Source organism: Pseudomonas sp. LBUM1678 (assembly GCF_059695575.1).
In genome coordinates this window covers 2793686-2811409 of the sequence record NZ_CP166775.1, presented here as the reverse complement: position 1 = coordinate 2811409, position 17724 = coordinate 2793686, and the positions used below count along the sequence as shown (strand labels likewise).

General features: G+C 57.3%; 15 protein-coding genes. 7 read left to right on the top strand and 8 right to left on the bottom strand.

Translation table 11 applies throughout. The annotated features are described in order from the left end of the window. Nucleotides 1–10 precede the first annotated feature (10 nt). Nucleotides 11–667 carry a hypothetical protein gene (locus ACA070_RS12970; RefSeq protein WP_497451462.1) on the bottom strand — a complete coding sequence of 219 codons (657 nt, stop codon included), beginning with the start codon at nt 665–667 and terminating at the stop codon, nt 11–13. Between the two features lie 289 nt (nt 668–956). Between ACA070_RS12970 and ACA070_RS12965 the strand changes: the two genes are divergently transcribed. The 6 genes from ACA070_RS12965 to ACA070_RS12940 all read left to right on the top strand — a co-directional run bounded on the left by ACA070_RS12965 (nt 957) and on the right by ACA070_RS12940 (nt 9171). Next, nucleotides 957–1193 carry a hypothetical protein gene (locus ACA070_RS12965; protein ID WP_497451461.1) on the top strand — a complete coding sequence of 79 codons (237 nt, stop codon included), beginning with the start codon at nt 957–959 and terminating at the stop codon, nt 1191–1193. Between the two features lie 331 nt (nt 1194–1524). Further along, the gene (locus tag ACA070_RS12960) at nt 1525–2823 is read left to right on the top strand and encodes a sialidase family protein (RefSeq protein ID WP_497451460.1); all 1299 of its coding nucleotides are present in this window, start codon (nt 1525–1527) and stop codon (nt 2821–2823) included. Beyond that, nucleotides 2820–3434, top strand: coding sequence for a hypothetical protein (locus ACA070_RS12955; RefSeq protein WP_497451459.1), 615 nt, complete (start codon nt 2820–2822; stop codon nt 3432–3434). The genes ACA070_RS12960 and ACA070_RS12955 overlap by 4 nt, the downstream gene beginning before the upstream one ends. A 31-nt stretch (nt 3435–3465) precedes the next feature. Next, nucleotides 3466–5502 (top strand): LTA synthase family protein, encoded by a 2037-nt coding sequence (locus tag ACA070_RS12950; protein ID WP_497451458.1) that lies wholly within the window; start codon nt 3466–3468, stop codon nt 5500–5502. A gap of 388 nt (nt 5503–5890) precedes the next feature. After that, the gene (gene katG, locus ACA070_RS12945; RefSeq protein ID WP_497451457.1) at nt 5891–8146 is read left to right on the top strand and encodes a catalase/peroxidase HPI; all 2256 of its coding nucleotides are present in this window, start codon (nt 5891–5893) and stop codon (nt 8144–8146) included. 209 nt (nt 8147–8355) lie between these two features. Continuing rightward, nucleotides 8356–9171 (top strand): DUF1206 domain-containing protein, encoded by an 816-nt coding sequence (locus ACA070_RS12940; RefSeq protein WP_497451456.1) that lies wholly within the window; start codon nt 8356–8358, stop codon nt 9169–9171. A gap of 30 nt (nt 9172–9201) precedes the next feature. Here the strand turns inward: ACA070_RS12940 and ACA070_RS12935 are convergent, their stop codons facing one another. Both ACA070_RS12935 and ACA070_RS12930 read right to left on the bottom strand, forming a co-directional pair. Then, complete coding sequence (locus ACA070_RS12935; protein WP_497451455.1) at nt 9202–9798, bottom strand: eCIS core domain-containing protein; 597 nt, start codon at nt 9796–9798, stop codon at nt 9202–9204. 200 nt (nt 9799–9998) lie between these two features. After that, complete coding sequence (locus ACA070_RS12930; protein WP_497451454.1) at nt 9999–10202, bottom strand: hypothetical protein; 204 nt, start codon at nt 10200–10202, stop codon at nt 9999–10001. A gap of 246 nt (nt 10203–10448) precedes the next feature. On the opposite strand from ACA070_RS12930, the gene ycaC reads away from it, so the two are divergent. Then, a complete protein-coding gene (gene ycaC / locus ACA070_RS12925) occupies nt 10449–11081 on the top strand; it encodes an isochorismate family cysteine hydrolase YcaC (protein ID WP_497451453.1) in 633 nt (210 codons plus the stop codon). A 119-nt stretch (nt 11082–11200) separates the two neighbouring features. Here ycaC and ACA070_RS12920 read toward each other — a convergent pair whose 3' ends face one another. From ACA070_RS12920 to ACA070_RS12900, 5 genes are all read right to left on the bottom strand, one after another. After that, nucleotides 11201–12517, bottom strand: coding sequence for an OmpP1/FadL family transporter (locus ACA070_RS12920; RefSeq protein ID WP_497451452.1), 1317 nt, complete (start codon nt 12515–12517; stop codon nt 11201–11203). Nucleotides 12518–12679: 162 nt separating this feature from the next. Next, nucleotides 12680–14581: an acyl-CoA synthetase gene (locus ACA070_RS12915; protein WP_497451451.1), complete on the bottom strand. Its 1902-nt coding sequence runs from the start codon at nt 14579–14581 to the stop codon at nt 12680–12682. Beyond that, the gene (locus tag ACA070_RS12910; RefSeq protein ID WP_497451450.1) at nt 14581–15537 is read right to left on the bottom strand and encodes a fumarylacetoacetate hydrolase family protein; all 957 of its coding nucleotides are present in this window, start codon (nt 15535–15537) and stop codon (nt 14581–14583) included. The genes ACA070_RS12915 and ACA070_RS12910 overlap by 1 nt, the downstream gene beginning before the upstream one ends. A 175-nt stretch (nt 15538–15712) precedes the next feature. Next, the gene (locus ACA070_RS12905; RefSeq protein WP_497451449.1) at nt 15713–16804 is read right to left on the bottom strand and encodes a VOC family protein; all 1092 of its coding nucleotides are present in this window, start codon (nt 16802–16804) and stop codon (nt 15713–15715) included. 86 nt (nt 16805–16890) lie between these two features. Beyond that, entirely contained in the window at nt 16891–17505 is a 615-nt protein-coding gene (locus ACA070_RS12900; RefSeq protein WP_497451448.1) for a TetR/AcrR family transcriptional regulator, read from the bottom strand. Nucleotides 17506–17724: the final 219 nt, after the last annotated feature.

Here is a 17724-nt window from a genome sequence, read left to right as displayed (position 1 = left end):
CGAAGTTCTTTCAGAATGGATCAATACAGCGTGAATCCGGTTCAGGTACACCGACCAAAGGCAGGTTTTTCGCTAAAGCACCGCGGCCGCAACCGGGCATTGGGATTTTGGGGAGTGGGGATCTTGGGAACTTGGGAACTTGGGAACTTGGGATTTTGTAGCAGCTGTCGAGCAGCGCGAGGCTGCGTCTGCGGTTTGCCTGAAGAAACACGGTTGCAGGGTTTGCGACGGCTTCGCCGCCGGACGCTGCCTCGCGGGGCTCGACAGCTGCTACAGCATTCACGATGAGACCGAGAACCAGAAAAGTCGACAGCGATGGAAGTGCGTAGCGGCCATCCTGTTCGAAGTAAATGCGAAGCCCGTTTTGTTCGTCCTCGCTTCGGCTTGGAAGCAACAATGCGGCAAATACAAAAAGCGATAACGCCAACAGGACGAGCAATAAAAATTCCGCGAACGAGAATGTCACTTTTACCGCAGGCAGTGCGTTGACGGCCCACCAAAAATCCAGCTGTGTCGTGAAAAGCATAATGGCCCAGACAAGGGCGACCCAATCAGGCGCAGCCACACGGCGAATGCGGAACACGGTCAATACACCCAAAAGAAGACGGGTGACGGAGAGCCCCAATATCATCGAAAGCACCGTGGCAACGATTGGGAAGTTGCTCATAACACCCGCTGTAAAAAGCGTTTTGGCAAGCGTAGACCACCCACCTAGCAGACCGAGAAACTAAAAGCCCTTGTACGAGGAGTTTTAGCCCATCGGGCAGATGCTAATCAGATCAGGAGCATGATGTTTGTTGCGCTGCTCCCCGTGTATCACGCCGATGAGCTTCTATAGCGCCTCGATAACCTCGAGTCGGGCTCGATAGGGAAAGGGTAAGCCGAGCAGTTGAACTAACAACTGACGACCCAGTCGGGATAATTAGCATCTCTTCTCCCATAACAAGGATCCCACCATGCACAAGTACACGCTGCATTACCTGTTCGAAGGCGAGCACCGCACATACGTGTTCGAACTGAAGCAATCGCAGCTATCCGTTCATGAGGCGACGATGCATTTGTTACAGCTGCATTTTGGGGATGGAGAGAACAGCCTGATCATGCCCACTGCGGACGCGACGCCGGAGGAAATTTTAAAACAGGCTGAGCTGATAGGGTTGACGCAGATAGAGGTCGTCGATCAATCCCGTTGAGTCGATCACCCATCATCTGGGTGACGCCGATAAGGGGTGAATGCGTGGCTTGCCTCGGGCGGCGTTCCGACGAAGACGCCCGAATAAACAACCCATATCCCGATGACTCGCCTGTTACCAGCCTGACTTTTGCGACCAATGGCCAGCACGCCCGACTGACTAAAGGAATCCCTCTAGTCCGGCGGTCTCAGACGCTAATCCAACCTCCGCATGCCGACCTGGCAGCAAGCTACAAATACTTACTTACAATTTAGCCAATCATAAAACCCGATCGTGTACTACCGAGTGTTACGTTGAGCGCCTAATCGGGCCATTAAATGCCAACGTAGTCATGCGCATCAAACTTCCCAGTATTCCTGCCTTCTGTGCCTACCTCGCTCTCTCCTGCCTTTTTGCGACCGCGTGGTTGATCAATCCTGCCAATACACATTCTTCCTTTGCCCTGATCAGTCCAGTGATGGCAGTGGCCGGCAAAGTGGCCGAGCCCATTTATACCAGCCGTTTCGCCTCATCCGGACTCGTCGATTTCGTGCATTCCTCGGCGGTCACCGCCCTGCCCGACGGCAGCCTGATGACGGTCTGGTTTGCAGGCTCGCGCGAAGGTGCAGCCGATGTGCAGGTGCGCTCCGCCCGGTTCGACTCGAAAACCGGTGAATGGGGGGCGGAACAGGTCCTGGCGACTCGGGATTCGACCCAACAGGGCACTCGAAAATACATTCGCAAGCTGGGTAACCCGGTGGTGGCCCTCGCGCCGGATAACCGCGTGTGGTTGTTCTACGTGTCGGTGTCCATGGGTGGCTGGGCCGGTAGCGCGGTCAATGTGATGGTGTCCGACGACTTCGGTGAACATTGGTCCGCTCCGCGCCAGCTAATCACATCGCCCTTTTTGAACATCAGCACCCTGGTCCGCTCCGCACCGGTGTTTCATGCCGACGGCTCTATCGGCCTGCCGGTGTACCACGAATTTCTAGGCAAGTTTGCCGAGTACCTCTACCTGAGTGCAGACGGCGATGTGATCGACAAATTCCGCATCAGCCATGGCATGAACTCTCTGCAACCCACGGTGGTTCCGCTGGACGGACAGCGCGGCATCGCCTTGCTGCGTTATGCCGGCAACACCCATCACCGTGTCCTGGCGACCCGCACTGAAGATGCCGGGCAAACCTGGAGCGAACCTTATCCGCTCGATCCCTCGAATCCGAATTCTTCGTTGGCGGCCGTCGCAACGCCCGAACACGGGTTGCTGGTGGCGCTCAACGACCTGCAAGAGGGCCGATTCAAGCTGAGTCTGTACGGAACCGACGCCAAAATGGACGATTGGCGCTCGTTGCGCGACCTGGACAAATCACCTGATCCGCAGGGCGCTCCGTTTTCTCCCGAAGCCTACAAGGAGATTATCGGCCGGGAGTTCCGTGGGTCCAGCGGCGCGCGCCGCCAACCGCTGGAAGCGGAGTTCCTGGATAACCTCGACAACCGTGTCTGTAAAAACCAAGGGTGTGAATTCGAATACGAATACCCCTACTTCATCCGCAGTCCTGACGGCATGTATCACTTGGTTTATTCCTGGAACAACACCTTCATCAAGCACGTTACTTTCAACGATGCATGGCTCAACGAGCGTCTCAAATGATCAGCCTGTGGCAAGCCCATATCAGCTTCGCAATGATCATCTTCCTGATGCTGCCTTCGTTCGGCCTGTCCAGGGCCTGGCGGATCACGCTGTTGGCCGCGTTGCTGGCAGCCAGCTTCATATCGCTGGAAGGGTTGTCCCTGGCCGCGTATTTGCGCAGCTACATTGATGACCTTGCGATCACCACCCTGGTGTTCATGGCGTGGGGTTGTTTACGGCGGCTGGACCTGCTGCCACCGGCGCGGGGAAAAACCGGCGTATTGATCCTCTTTGCCGCGATGGCCGTGGTGCTGTACCCGGCCACCTTGGGCATGAGTGATGTGGACCCCTATCGCCTGGGCTACAGCCCGCGGCCCATGTTGATTTTCTTCGCCGTGCTCACACTGGGCCTGTTTTACCTGCGCAACGGCCTGGCCGTCTTGATGCTGGCCAGCGCGACCCTGGCCTTTATCGCCGGAATCAAACCTTCGCAAAATTATTGGGATTACCTGGTTGACCCGCTGCTGGGTCTGTATTGCTGCGTGGCATTGCTGACGCTTGCCATACGCTGGACGTACCGCCGCTCAAACAAGCAACGTGGTGCGGTGAGCGACGAATTCAAATCCGTTTGAGATTTAACGACTTTTTAACAGGGGAACAGGGATGGGTTGGCTGCACTCGAGACGTTTACATTACTGGCTAGGCGCGACAGCGATTGTGTTTGTGCTGTTTGCACTGCTGAGGGTGGTGTTCTTCTTCGGCTTTTCCGGGTTCGAACCCAAAGCCCTGATCGACACAAAGGGCGTCTGGGAAACCCTGAACATCGGCTTTCGTTTCGATTTGCGCCTGGCCATCCTGACGATGTTGCCGTTGGCGTTGCTGGCATGGATTCCTCGCTGGAACTTGCTTCGCAGCCGCCTGCTGCGGCGGATCGCACGGGTCTATCTGGTCGCCGCACTGAGCGTAATGCTGCTGATCTACATCATCGACTTTGGCCATTACGCTTATCTGGGCGTGAGGATCAACGCCACCGTCCTGCGCTTCATCGAGGATGCGCAAATTTCCCGCGACATGGTCTGGCAGACTTACCCTGTGATCTGGATTTCACTGGGATGGCTGGCAACAGTTGCGTTTGTGACCCTGGCGCTGGTGCGTCTGGAAAGCGTCACGCTGGACCGCCCTCGCAAAGTCATTCACCCGCTCTCCGCTACGTGGGGTGGCGCGGTCATGGTCGTGGTTGTGCTGCTGGGCATTTTGGGTCGTGTCGAAAACATGAACCTTGAGAACCCCGTCCCGTTGCGCTGGAGCGATGCGTTCTTCTCGGGTAATAACCAGATGGCCGCGCTGGGTCTGAACCCGGTGTTGTTCCTTTACGATACGGTCAAAGTCGGCCAGTCGCGCTACGACGAAGCGCAGGTACGTGAACATTATGCGGTGATGGCCAACTACCTGGGGGTCAAAAAGCCTGACCCTCAGACCCTTGATTTCGTCCGTCACCAGGCGCCACAACCTTACAAAATACCGGGCTCGCGTCCCCCGAACGTCATGTTCATCATGCTTGAATCGCTGGGCACCAGCGCCGTCGGGGCCTACGGCAACCCGATCAATCCGACGCCCAATCTCGACCGTTTGGCCACGCAGAGCTGGTTCTTTGAACACTTCTATGTGCCGGTGACAGGGACTGCGAAAACCGTTTGGGCCAGCATTAGCGGGGTGCCTGACGTCACTCGACAGGAAACCGCGACGCGTAATCCGCTGATCACCAAGCAAAACACGCTGATCAATGCCTTCACCGGTTACGAGAAGATTTACACCATCGGCGGCAACTCCGGCTGGGCCAACATGAATGCCCTGATTCGGCAAAGCATCGACGGCGTACGCTTGTTCGAAGAGCGGGACTGGAAATCCCCGGTGGTGGATGTCTGGGGCATTTCCGATCTGGATCTGTTCAAGGAAACCGATCAGATCCTGCAAGCACTGCCCAAGGACAAACCGTTCTTTGCGTATGTGCAGACGGCAGGCAATCACCGTCCGTTCACGATTCCCAAGAGCAATGACGGTTTCGAGGTCAAGCACCCTACCCTGGCCGAAGTACAGGCCGCAGGTTCACGCAGCGTCGAGCAGTACAACGCCGTGCGCTTGCTGGACTTCAACCTCGGACGCTTGATGGAAATCGCCAAGGCTGGCGGCTGGTACGAAAACACCATTTTCGTGATGTTTGGCGACCACAACACCCGAATCGCGCAGATCCCTTTCCTGGCACCTGCCTACGAGCAACTGGGCCTGGAAAGCAACGCGGTGCCGATGTTGATCCACGCGCCGGGTTTGATCGGGACGCGCAAGGTCGAGGAAGCGGTTGGCCTGGTGGACTTGCTGCCGACCGTGGCGGGGATGGCCGGCCTTGAGTTTCGCAACAGCGGCATGGGCCGTGATATCCAGCAGCCCGCGCCCGAAGGTGAACGCGTGGTACCGCTGGTATTGCGTGAGGGAACGTTCCCGCTGATTGCCGGGGTGACGCAACACTACATGGTGCAGATGGAGCACGACGGCAGCTCGCCGACCCTTCATGACCTGGCTTCGATGACGCCGCTGGACAACGTCGCCGAGAAAAACCCTGAAGAGTTCAAGCGCCTGTCGGAGCTGACACGCGCCATGCATGAAACCTCTAGATTGATGCTGTACCAGAACGTGCAAAAGTAAGCTCACAGGCCTGAAACCCGCGTCCAAGCTTCAGATAGACGCGGGTCCTCCCCGCAACACCCGTAAAAGACTCTGCCTATCACCCCCCAATACTCCTCCTATTAGCTGACTTCCCAAGTGGGGTCTACCCTGTATCCAGCGCTGGCGGAACAAGCTGGCCGGTTTAGTGCTGATAGGGAGACAGGAATGAGTCCGAAGCTTGACTAGGCCACCCGTGGGCCACCGCACAGGCAACTCGATTGCCGCTGTTCAGCATTCCCGTGTGGTCCAGACAAATCAGTTGATCCAACTGCTGGCCCTGCAGCCTATGTCATTGATTTCGCTCGTTGCTATCTAACGCCCACCCCGGGCTGATAGCCGGATGAACACGACCAAAGGTAGCTCGCACATGGCAAATGAATCGAAATGCCCGTTCAATCACGCCGCTGGCGGTGGCACCACGAACCGCGATTGGTGGCCGAACCAACTGAACCTGAAAATCCTGCACCAGCACTCGTCCCTGTCCGACCCCACGGACGAGGGCTTCAACTACGCCGATGAATTCAAGACCCTGGATTTTGAAGCGGTCAAGCGGGACCTGACGGCGCTGATGACCGATTCCCAGGACTGGTGGCCGGCGGACTTCGGTCACTATGGGCCGCTCTTCATTCGCATGGCCTGGCACGCCGCAGGCACGTACCGCACGGGTGACGGTCGTGGCGGTGCCGGTTCAGGTCAGCAGCGCTTTGCACCGCTCAACAGCTGGCCGGATAACGTCAGCCTCGACAAGGCGCGCCGGTTGCTCTGGCCAATCAAGCAAAAGTACGGTCGTAAGATTTCCTGGGCTGACCTGATCGTCCTCACCGGCAACGTCGCGCTGGAGTCCATGGGCTTCAAGACCTTTGGTTTTTCCGGTGGTCGTGCGGACGTCTGGGAACCGGATGAAGACGTGTATTGGGGTTCGGAAAACAAATGGCTGGGCGGTGACACCCGCTATGGCAAAGAAAACGAACCCATGCAAGAACCTGGCGAAGGCCCGCTCGTTGCTGAGCCGGGGGAAAACGAGGAGAGCCGGACCGAACAAGGACGCAATCTCGAAAACCCGCTCGCCGCCGTGCAAATGGGCCTGATTTATGTGAACCCCGAAGGCCCTGAAGGCAACCCGGACCCTGTCGCTTCAGCCAAGGACATCCGTGAAACGTTCGGGCGCATGGCGATGAATGACGAAGAAACCGTGGCGCTGATCGCCGGCGGCCACGCCTTCGGCAAAACCCACGGTGCCGGACCTGCCGACAACGTCGGTGCCGAACCCGAAGCCGCCGGCCTCGAAGCCCAGGGCTTTGGCTGGAAGAACAGCTTCGGCACCGGCAAAGGCCCGGACACCATCACCAGCGGCCTGGAAGTGACCTGGACCACCACGCCCACCCGTTGGAGCAATAACTACCTGGAAAACCTGTTCGGCTTCGAGTGGGAACTGAGCAAAAGCCCCGCCGGAGCGAACCAGTGGGTCACCAAAAACGGCGCCGGTGCCGGGACCATTCCGGATGCTCACGACCCGTCCAAACGACGCAATCCCACCATGCTGACCTCGGACCTGGCCCTGCGATTCGACCCAATCTACGAGCCGATCTCGCGGCGTTTCCTGGCCAATCCGGATCAGTTGTCCGACGCGTTCGCCCGTGCCTGGTTCAAACTGCTCCACCGTGACATGGGCCCCCTCTCCCGCTACCTCGGCCCGGAAATGCCCAGCGAAGAATTGCTGTGGCAAGACCCGATCCCAGAAGTCGACCATGCCCTGATCAGCGACAGTGACGTCGCAGCGCTCAAGAGCAAAGTGCTTGCTTCGGGCCTGAGCGTCTCGCAGCTGGTATCAACGGCCTGGGCAGCGGCTTCCACGTTCCGCGGCTCCGACAAACGTGGCGGCGCCAATGGGGGTCGTCTGCGTCTGGCTCCGCAGAAATTCTGGCAAGCCAATCAGCCTGAGCAACTGGGCAACGTGCTGGCGAAACTCGAGAGCATTCAGAGCGAGTTCAACAACAGTGGCAAGAAAATCTCGCTGGCAGACCTGATCGTGCTGGCCGGTAACGCGGGTGTCGAACAAGCGGCGAAAAATGCCGGTCACAGCGTCACGGTGCCTTTCACACCGGGTCGTGCGGACGCTTCGCAAGAGCAGACGGATGTCGAGTCTTTCGGCTTCCTTGAACCCATCGCCGATGGTTTCCGCAACTACCTCAAATCCCGCTACAGCGTTTCGGCCGAGCATCTGTTGATCGACAAGGCGCAACAGCTGACGCTCACCGCGCCAGAAATGACCGCGCTCGTGGGTGGCCTGCGCGTGTTGAACACCAACGTCGGGCAGACCAGACACGGCGTGTTCACCAAGCAGCCAGAGGCGTTGACCAATGACTTCTTCAAGAACCTGCTGGACATGGGCGTGGAATGGAAACCGACCTCGGAGGCCAATGAGGAGTTTGAAGGACGCGACCGGAACACCGGCGAAGTGAAGTGGACCGGGACCCGTGTTGATCTGGTCTTTGGCTCTCATGCGCAATTGAGGGCATTGGCTGAGCTTTACGCGAGCAGTGATGCGAAGGAGAAGTTTGTTAAGGACTTCGTGGCGGCGTGGACCAAGGTGATGAACCTGGATCGGTTCGACGTGAAGTGATGCCGTTGTTGAATCTGTGAGGCCTGGAATGGGCCACCTCGATCCGGTGATAGGGATTGAGGTGGCCTTTGGAAAAGCTCATTCCCGTTGTTCCGGAACCAGACGTTGTTACCGCAATTGAAATCCGGAATAGATCAAATCCGGCCTTCGATCGAACCCCTTCCCCGTGGACAGGTCTGCTCTTTTAATACCTCTGCGGAGTAAGGGCCATGTCTGCGCACCACAACCTTGTAGTACTCGCTCGGTGCGGATATGCCGCTCGAGGCGTTCTTTACCTGATCATTGGCATCTTCGCGCTGCTGGCGGCTCAAGACTCGACAAAACCGAAGGACAGTCAAAAGAGCCTGGAGGCCTTGTTAAGCCAGCCATTCGGTTATGTTTTAGTCGGGTTGGTGGTAGCGGGTCTGCTCGCGTTCGCCGGTTGGCGAGTGTTGCAAGCCATACGCGACGTCGATCATCACGGTAAAAAAATGAAGGGTTTGGTCATTCGGGCAGGCTTGTTGGCGGGAGGTGTCGTCAACGGCGCGCTGGCGTTTTTTGCGTTGGGCTTACTCGTTAGCGGCATCAGAAGCTCGGGTAACTCCGGGGGTGAGCAAACCAGCGATTTACTGGCGCATCTATTGTCCTGGGAACACTCAAATGTATTGGTGTACCTCGTCGCACTCGTCCCTCTCGGCGTAGGCATCGCTCACATCATCAAGGGATGGAAGTCGTCGTTCGAGAAGTATTTTGAAGCTGACGAAGACGTCATGCGGTACGTCCGTCCGGTGTCTCGGTTCGGGCTGATAGCCCGCGGCGTCGTCTTTATCGAGATCGCTCTGCTGCTGATAATCAGTGGCTCGCGCTATAAAACCATGGATCCACCCGGCATGAAGGAAGCCCTGGATGCGCTCCAGAACCTGCCGGCCGGAGGTGTGATTTTGATGGTAATGGCCTTGGGGTTGATCGCTTTTTCGGTTTACAGCTTGTCTGAAGCCGCTTGGCGCAAGATAAACATGGATGTGCCGGGAGTGCCGAAAGCATAGCGGCTTGCTCCGTGACCGATCCATTGCCCTTCAGTAAGCCCCTTCCCGCACCGACCGTCTGACCTCAGCCTGGATGGCATAAGCCGGCGCCTCCACCGCGTTGAAATCTTGTGTATACCGCTGGGCAAATCCTTCTACTCCCCATTCCTTGAACTGTTGCACATGCTTCAGTTCGTGCGCCCAGAGCGCGATGTTCTGTTCTGCGGTTTGAGCGTCCCGGAAGAGGATGATGTCGATCAGCGTCACGGCACCGACATCGGGGTTTTGCAACATGGCAGTGGCGGCGTTGAATTGGCTGTTGTCGCTGATTTTGTAGCGCGCGGCATCGAGGACGCTGGGGTCGTACCAGCGCAGCAGTTGCTCCCGTATATGCGATGGAATGGGTTGAATGTCGGTATTGGCTGCTTCAGCGCGGGCTTGGGCCAGCCACAGCGCCAGGGCAGGCACCGCGATCTGGTAGATGTTGTCAGACAGCGGGCCGAGCAGCGGTCCCACGTCTGGCAGGCAGATGCAGCCGTCCAGGCACACTTGTTTCTCGCCGGCTGGGCAAGTGTTGTCCTGGGCTGGCACTTCATGCGTCAGGCAAAGAACAAACAGCGCCACCAGGCGCGTGGTGATGGGCGGCATTGGACGCTCCAGGGACGGACGCAGCGCAAACAGTGGATCACAATTGATCGACGGCCTGCATAGCGTTAGCGTAGTCCCGAACCAGGTGCCCCCAAGATAATCGCAGGACGCGACAGACTGACTTTTTCTGCGAATCCCCCACTTCAGGAGACCTTGCGCCCACAGTGGCCGGACACTTTCTGTAGACGCGTCACCCGAATTCAACGAGGACTCAGGGTAGATGCAGGACTATTGAGAAACGCATTCCACACTTCATAAGCATCGTGATGTCGCTTAGTCGCTTCGTCCCAGTCGGGCCCGAAAACACAGCGGGATGAAACCAGCGTCATGATGCCCATGGTCGCAGCATCCAGCTCGATCAGCAGTGCATGTGAATGGATTCTGAAGTCTTCTATCGAAGTCATGATGTGAGCCCCAGCGGGGTATCACCGCCATGTGAGAAGCAGGCACCTCTCAAGCAGTGGAGTGTGGCCACCGCTAAAGATTCATATTCTCGGACTTCTGCCCTCCATCGCCTGACGCTCCAATCGATTGTCCTCCCTGAGTTGACAGTTAAACCGTTTTCACCCTCTTTTTCCCTTATCCGTAGATGATTAATCTGGGCCCATGTTGAACGAAGCCACTTACCCATCTCGATAAAGGATTTCATCATGAGCAACGCCACTCTCAACCGCCTGAACAAAGACGACGCCGTAGTCCTGATGATCGACCACCAGACCGGCCTGATCTCGCTGGTGCAGGACTTCTCGCCCAATGAGTTCAAAAACAATGTGCTGGCCCTGGCTGACGTGGCCAGGTTCTTCGACCTGCCAACCATCCTGACCACCAGTTTCGAACAAGGCCCCAATGGCCCACTGGTGCCGGAGCTCAAGGAAATGTTTCCGGACGCGCCTTACATTGCCCGTCCTGGCCAGATCAACGCCTGGGACAACGAAGACTTCGTCAAGGCGATCAAGGCAACCGGTCGCAAACAACTGATCATCGCCGGCGTCGTGACCGACGTTTGCGTGACCTTCCCGACGCTGTCGGCCCTGGCTGAAGGGTTTGAAGTGTTCGTGGTCACGGACTCTTCCGGCACGTTCAACACCACCGTGCAACAGGCTGCGTGGACCCGCATGACGCAAGCGGGTGCGCAAATGATGAACTGGTTCTCGGTAGCCTGCGAGTTGCAGGGCGACTGGCGCAACGACATCGAAGGCTTGGGCAATCTGCTGTCCCAGCGTATTCCGAACTACCGCAACCTGATGAACAGCTACTCGGCATTTACTGCGCGCCAGGCTTAAAGCCCTTCTCGTAACAAACCAAAGCCCGCTTTTTGCGGGCTTTTGGCATTACGCGTCAGAGTGAGCCTGAATCGAAGCTTTGAATGTTTGTGTTTAGGTAAGAAACGCAATCGCGTCCATCAGTACCGATAAGTGGCCTGCACTGAAAATCCATTCGCACTGTTTTCGTAGTTGGCACTGTATTCCGGTTGAAGACCGGAGTTGTTCGACTGTTTTACAGAGACTTTGGAATCCCACAGATAACCATAAGCAAGGTCTATCGTCAGATCGGAGTTCGGCGAATAAGCGGCGCCGAAGGTGACGGCCTGGCGGTTACCAACCGGAACGCGCACGCTGCGATCCTCATTTCCCACTGGCGAGGGATCATAGGCGTAGCCTGCGCGGAGCAGCCATTGGGGGTTCCATTGATAGGATGCGCCCACCGCGGTGCTCCACGTGTCATGCCAGTTCATTAGTTCGGTCATGGTCTCCATGCCAACCGCCTGGCCCACGGGGGAAACACCGCTGTTGATTGCCTTGACCTCCTGGATCCGGCTCCAACGTGTCCAGGTGGCTCCCAGGTATCCGGTCCAGCGACTATTGAATCGATGGGTGATGGACGTATCCACTGATTCGGGCATAGTAATGTCTACTTTGTTGTCATAATTTCCGTCCATGACAGCGCTCGGGGAGCCGGAAACTTCCGTATGCCCTTTGAGGTGATAGCTCACCTTCGAGTGGTAAGTAATTCCCCAACTGGTTGCCTCATTAAAGTCAACCAGCAGGCCAAGGTTGTAGCCAATGGCCGTGTCATCGCCTTTGATGGTGACCAGTGTATCCTCGCCATTGTTCAGGGCGCCGGTGGCCATATAATTCTGAAGCTTGGCATTGAAACGGTTTATGGTCGGTCCGCCACCAATGGACACGTGATCATTGATCCGATAGGCAATGGTGGGCTGCAGGGTTATTTCCTTGGTCGTGCTATAGGAGCCATGGTAGCGGCCCTGAAAACTGCTCTCGTAATCATTGATCAGACCACTCGGAGCATAGAGGCCCAGGCCAATAGAAAAACGATCGTCAAGCGGCGTCGACATATATGCGAAGGGGACCACCCCCAAAGGTACCGAGTCCCCTTCATTCGTTCCTGGGGCACTGCTCTGCGCGTCACTGATGTCGATGCTGGCCGAGACGACCGAGGCGCCGCCGGAAATCTCACTGCGCTTCAACTTGGTCAAGCCTGCCGGGTTTCCATAGATGGTGCTGGCATCCAGCGCCGAAGACGACCTTCCCGCGTAAGCAGTCCCTGCACTGCTTGCACTTTGTTCATTCAGGCCGATGCCGTTGGCGCCTGCAATTGTAGAGGCGCTGAATAGTGCCATGGCACTGGTGAACTTAATCCAGACCGCACACTTTCGCTCAGTAAAGAGACACGGAATCACACGGCTATTGAGTTTCATTTTCCACCTCTTGTTTATTATTTTTGTTGATTGCACGCAGGCAAGGCTTCGCCGTCCTGTGCACTTTTCAGTGCAGGTTGGAGTTGATCGAAGTTGTGTAAAAGGCCCTGGCTTACCGGGGCCAGGGCTTGATTGCCGGGCTTACGGATGCGAATCAGTGACTCAATTAATCCACTCGACTTGAAAGCTATAGCGCCCCAAGAGCGGAGCCAGTATTTCCTGGTCAGTTCCGGCCCTGATGCAGGCAACATGCCCACGGCGATTGTCCTGCACGACCTCAACAGCAATGTCCAAAAGCCCCAGGCGCCCCACTTCCTGCTGGACTACTTTGGCAATTTCCCGCTGCTGCAAAGCAGGCTTGAATATCTTGCCCACGGCAGTCAGTGGCAACGCTTCGAGGATTTCAATGCGCTTGGGAACGGCTGCCCGCTCGCTGATGTTGTGATGAGCGAACGCCTGAAGTTCTTCGGCGTCGCAAACTTGCCCGGGACGCAGTTGGACGTAGGCGACCGGCACCTCGCCCGAGTAGGCATCGGGGCTGCCGATTGCAGCGGCCAAAGCGACGGCAGGATGCGCCTGCAGGGCTTCCTCGATTTGCTTGGGATCGATGTTGTGGCCGCCACGGATGATCAATTCCTTCTTGCGTCCGGTCAGCCAGAAGTAACCTTGCGCATCCTGGCGACCCAAATCGCCCGTATTCAACCAGCGCTGACCGTCGATATCGATCCAGAGGCCCTGGTTATGACGCGCCTCCAGATAACCTTCGAAAAGGTTCGGACCACTGATCGTAATGACGCCGATCTCATCCACGTTGGCGTCGCGCAGGTACTCTCCCGAATCATTGAGCACGACCGCGCGCATGTTCTGGTAGGCGATCCGTATCCCGATGGAGCCGATACGGCGCTCACCATGGGGCGGATTGATTGAAGAAACGCAGGCGCCCTCGGTCAGACCATACCCTTCCAGAATCTTTACCCCGGTCCGGCGCTCGAACTCTCGGAACAGCTCCGCCGGCATGGGTGCGGCGCCACAGATTGCATAGCGGAGACTGGAGAGGTCGCGGCCCTGCCATTCATTTTGCAAAAGCGCGGCATAGACCGTTGGCACGCCGGAAAAGAGGTTGATACCGAAGTGCTCGACCATCTCCCAGAATCGTGGGATCACCCCCTCGCCACGATACCCCTGAGGCGTCCCGAGAATCACATGGTCGCCTTGAGTCCAAGGCATCAGTCCGGTCACCAGTTGTCCATTGACATGAAACAGCGGCAGGCCACAAAACAGAACCTGGACATCACTGCGTGGCTGCATGTGAGCGGCGATGGCCCATGCATTGAATACTTCCGAGCCATGGGTTCGCGCGGCGATCTTGGGGAGCCCGGTGGTGCCGCCCGTGCAGATGTAGGAGGAGCACTCATCCTCGCGGATCTGCCGACCGCTCTTCAGGTGGGTGTGCGGCTGAGTATTCATCAGCGATCGCCAATCGTGGATTGCGATATCGCTGTGTAACTCTCGTTCATGCTGCGCCATGGCTTGCCGAGCCCCACGCACCGATTCGGCGATATAGGGCTCCATGCTGACCCAAACCACAGACCTGACCGTAGGCAACTGATCCAGCTGCGAAGCCAGTTTGGGCCACAAATCGCTACCCGCAGTTGGCGCAAGCGTTACCACTACGGATACCTTCGCGGCATTCAGCAAGCCAGCCATCTGCTTCGCTTCGAGCAGCGGATTGATCGCCATGACGATGCCCGCTGCTTCCCCGCCCCATATCGTGAAATGGGTTTCCGGCAGGTTGGGCAGGATGAAGGCCAGTACTTCACCCGGTGTTATACCCAGGTCATGGAACGCATTTGCCGCGCGGGTGATCTCTGCGAAGAGCTGGGCGTAGTTCCACTCGTGGGTGCGTTTGAAATCGGCAGCATCAGCGAAGAAACTCAGCGCTGGTGCCTGGGGGTTGCGCTCGGCCGCCTGTCGCAGGGCTTCATAAGTGCTGCAAACCAGACCACGCTCCGACAAGGGGACTCGTTCGAGACTTTCGATGTCTTCCAGGGTCTGCACAACCATCAGGCTTCCCCCACAACGCGGTTGCGTTGCACGCCGAGATCGATCACTCCGTCGGCGCTGCGAATGCGTGCCTCGACCACGTCACCGGCCTTGAGGTACTGCGTCCGGCCTTCCTGCGCCTTGAGGAAAAGCTTCCACTTGGTGGCTTCTGGCAACAGGGCTGCAATGCGCATTTTGGCAGGTGAAGGGATCGTCAGAGCACAGCCGGCAGGCGTACCGGTGGCGATCAGGTCTCCAACCTCGAGATCTTGCAAGGCGGAGAGTTCAGTCAGGGTTTCAGCGGGGCCGTAAACCAGATTGGCCGTGCTGTCGTTCTGGCGCACCTGGTCGTTGACGGTCAGGCGCAACTGCAGTGCTTTGAGGTAATGCATGCTCTTGGCATCCAGCAGGCACAGGTAAGGGCCGACCGGGCCGAAAGTGCGGTAGCTCTTGCCCTTGTAGAACTGCATCTGGGGAATCTGAATGTCACGCGCCGAGTAGTCGTTGACGATGACCACGCCTGCAATGAACTCATGCAAATTGGCGTCGGTGACAGAAACAGCGCCGGTGATCGAGCGCTTCATCACAAGGCCCAGTTCGATCTCGTAATCAAGGAAGCGCACGTGGCGCGGCTTGATCAGGTCGCTGTCAGCCGCCACCAGGCAACTCGTTGCCTTGGTGAAGATCATGTTGAATTTCTTCGCGTCCGGGTCCATGCCTGACTCGATCATGTGCTGACGGTAATTGGCACCCTGGCAGACGAACTGCTGGTTTCGGGTCACCGGCGACAGCAGTTTCACTTCGCCCGCATCCAGCTCCGTACCTTTTATCTGAGCGAGGTCCTCGACACTGTTCTGGCGAATGAAGTCACCGGTGGTTTCAAAAACACCGGGGATGACCGTGATACGCCCCTGGCGAAGCACGCCCCAGTGGATACCGTTCTCAAATTCAAAGCGGACGACGTGTACAGCAGACATTGAAGGTACTCCTGGAGCGGCGTTTGTCTCGCGCTCGGTGGCGCGAGAACTGTGGTGTTGTTCTGATGGGGGACTGGCCACGCTGTAGACCAACGCGCCGCCGGCGATCAAGGCGCCGGCCTTAAGCACGTCCCGCCGGCCATACTGGGTTGGGTTACCTGACATGGCGGCGGGTCTACCCGAACATCCGCATGAGGGTCATCAACTTGCGAATGCTCAAGTCCGGGCTGCGTCGCAGGTTGCGAATCAGCGCACGCAGATTGGTCAGGCTCATCTTGGGTTTTGTAAAACTCTTGGGCATGCGCTGCCCCCACTGGGCCATTGCCTCGGGGCTCACCGGATGAATGCCCGTCGGCCGCGTGGCCGTGAAAATATCCCCGTCGCAGTAGTGCTCGTGTTTATCGCCCCATGGGTCTTGCCAGTAATCGAAGATCTGACTGCCCAGAATGTGTCGGCCTATTCCCCATGAGTGCTCCCAACCGCGCTCGCGCAGGACGCGCTGGCCCATTCCCACCGCATCTGCATCGACAACCTCATAGGCGCTATGGCTATAGGTCGCCATGAATCCTTGCGCAATCGCGAGCGTATGGTGATCCGCGGGAGTGTCGCCGAGATCGAGGCGCATGAAAGCGACGATAGGGGTGCCGTCGGGAAGCACCTGCACATCACTGGGAATCAACCCGAAATGGCGCGTATACCAGGCTAAAGTCGCCTGGTAGTCGGCCACTTCAATCACGATGTGGCCAAGCCTCAGTACTTCAGGAGGAGCAATTGGCGGGCGCTGCGTGGCGTTGATTCGCGGTTGCTCGTTCGCCAGATTCCAGTGCAAAGGAGCTCTATGTGCCAGAGCCTTGCCTGGTGTCTGGTCGCAAACCGCTTCCACAATGAAACCGGAAGGATCCGTCAGCCTGACGCAATACCCTTTGCCAGGATGTTCCGACTTCTCTACCGATGACGCACCCGGGATTCGAGTGAGTTTTTCCAGATCGTCCAGAGACTGCACGGCAAGTCCGAACCCGATAAAACGTGCCTGTTCTGCGCGATGGACACGGTAACAATATGAAGGGGCATCGGTGGCCCGCAGATAGAGCGTATCGGCGTCCTGCCGACTGACCGTCAGGCCGAAGTCAGTCAGGAAACGCGCCGCCTCATTCAAGTCCGGCCTTTGAAAGATCAGGTGAGTCAGATCCTGGGCCTTCACCGTTGGCTGCGGATGCCGGGCGGGTTGTTGTGTCGCCAACCGGTGCAATTCGTTTTTGTTGTTCATTGTTGTTGTTTTCCGGGTTTTTAGGGCAAAGCTGTCCCTAACCCCTGGAAAACCAGGGGCGTTTTCTAATCAAGTCAGTTACGCGTTCAGTCGAGAGACGGAAGTGCCGGCAGCTCTTGGGTCGCCGCCGCACGAGCCTCTTCTGGCGGCACACCTAATGCCCGCAGTACCAGTTCGGCGGTGTCAGAGCCCGATTCGCGCCACGTTTTGTGACCTTCCAGTACCAGGAAAATCGAGCCCAGAACGCTGCTTGAAATCAACGTCAGTACTGAGAGCAATTGCTCCTGCGCAAACGTGTAGCGCCCGGTGGAAAGCCCGCTCAGAAGATCCGTGGTCGCCTGGCTGCTGAACATCTCGCGCAACGACGAATTGCTCATGGCGAATTTATGGATGAACGCGCCCCACTGGGAGTCTTCGTGCGCTCGCCGAATGAAGAACCGAATGCCATTGGCAAGGCGCTGAGCCGGATCGGTGAGGGAATCGAAGCTCTTGTTGACGCGCTCATGCATCTCTCTCGCAAGCTGGCCAGCGACTGCCTCGAACAGGCTTTCCATGCTGTCGATGTTGCTATAAACCGTTCCACGCGCCACGCCTGCCTCTTGTGCGAGGTCGAGAATGTTGACTTGCGAGGTGCCTCTGTCAGCGAACAGGCGAAAGGCGGCTTGATGAATGCGGCGCTGTGTTGGATTCAGGGATTCCACGGTTCTCTCTCCAGGATTACCTTATGAACCGATTGAACACTCGTGTTCATTTTACGTCAACACTATTTTTCAGCATTTTGGTTCGCCTGTCTGAAAACGGCCTACATCCTAATCACCTGGATGCATTGATCAATGTTACGGAAGTCTATTAAAAGCCATGCGCATTGACATAATTGAACACGCGTGTTCAATTAGGTGCTGGCCGAATTTTATTAGCTG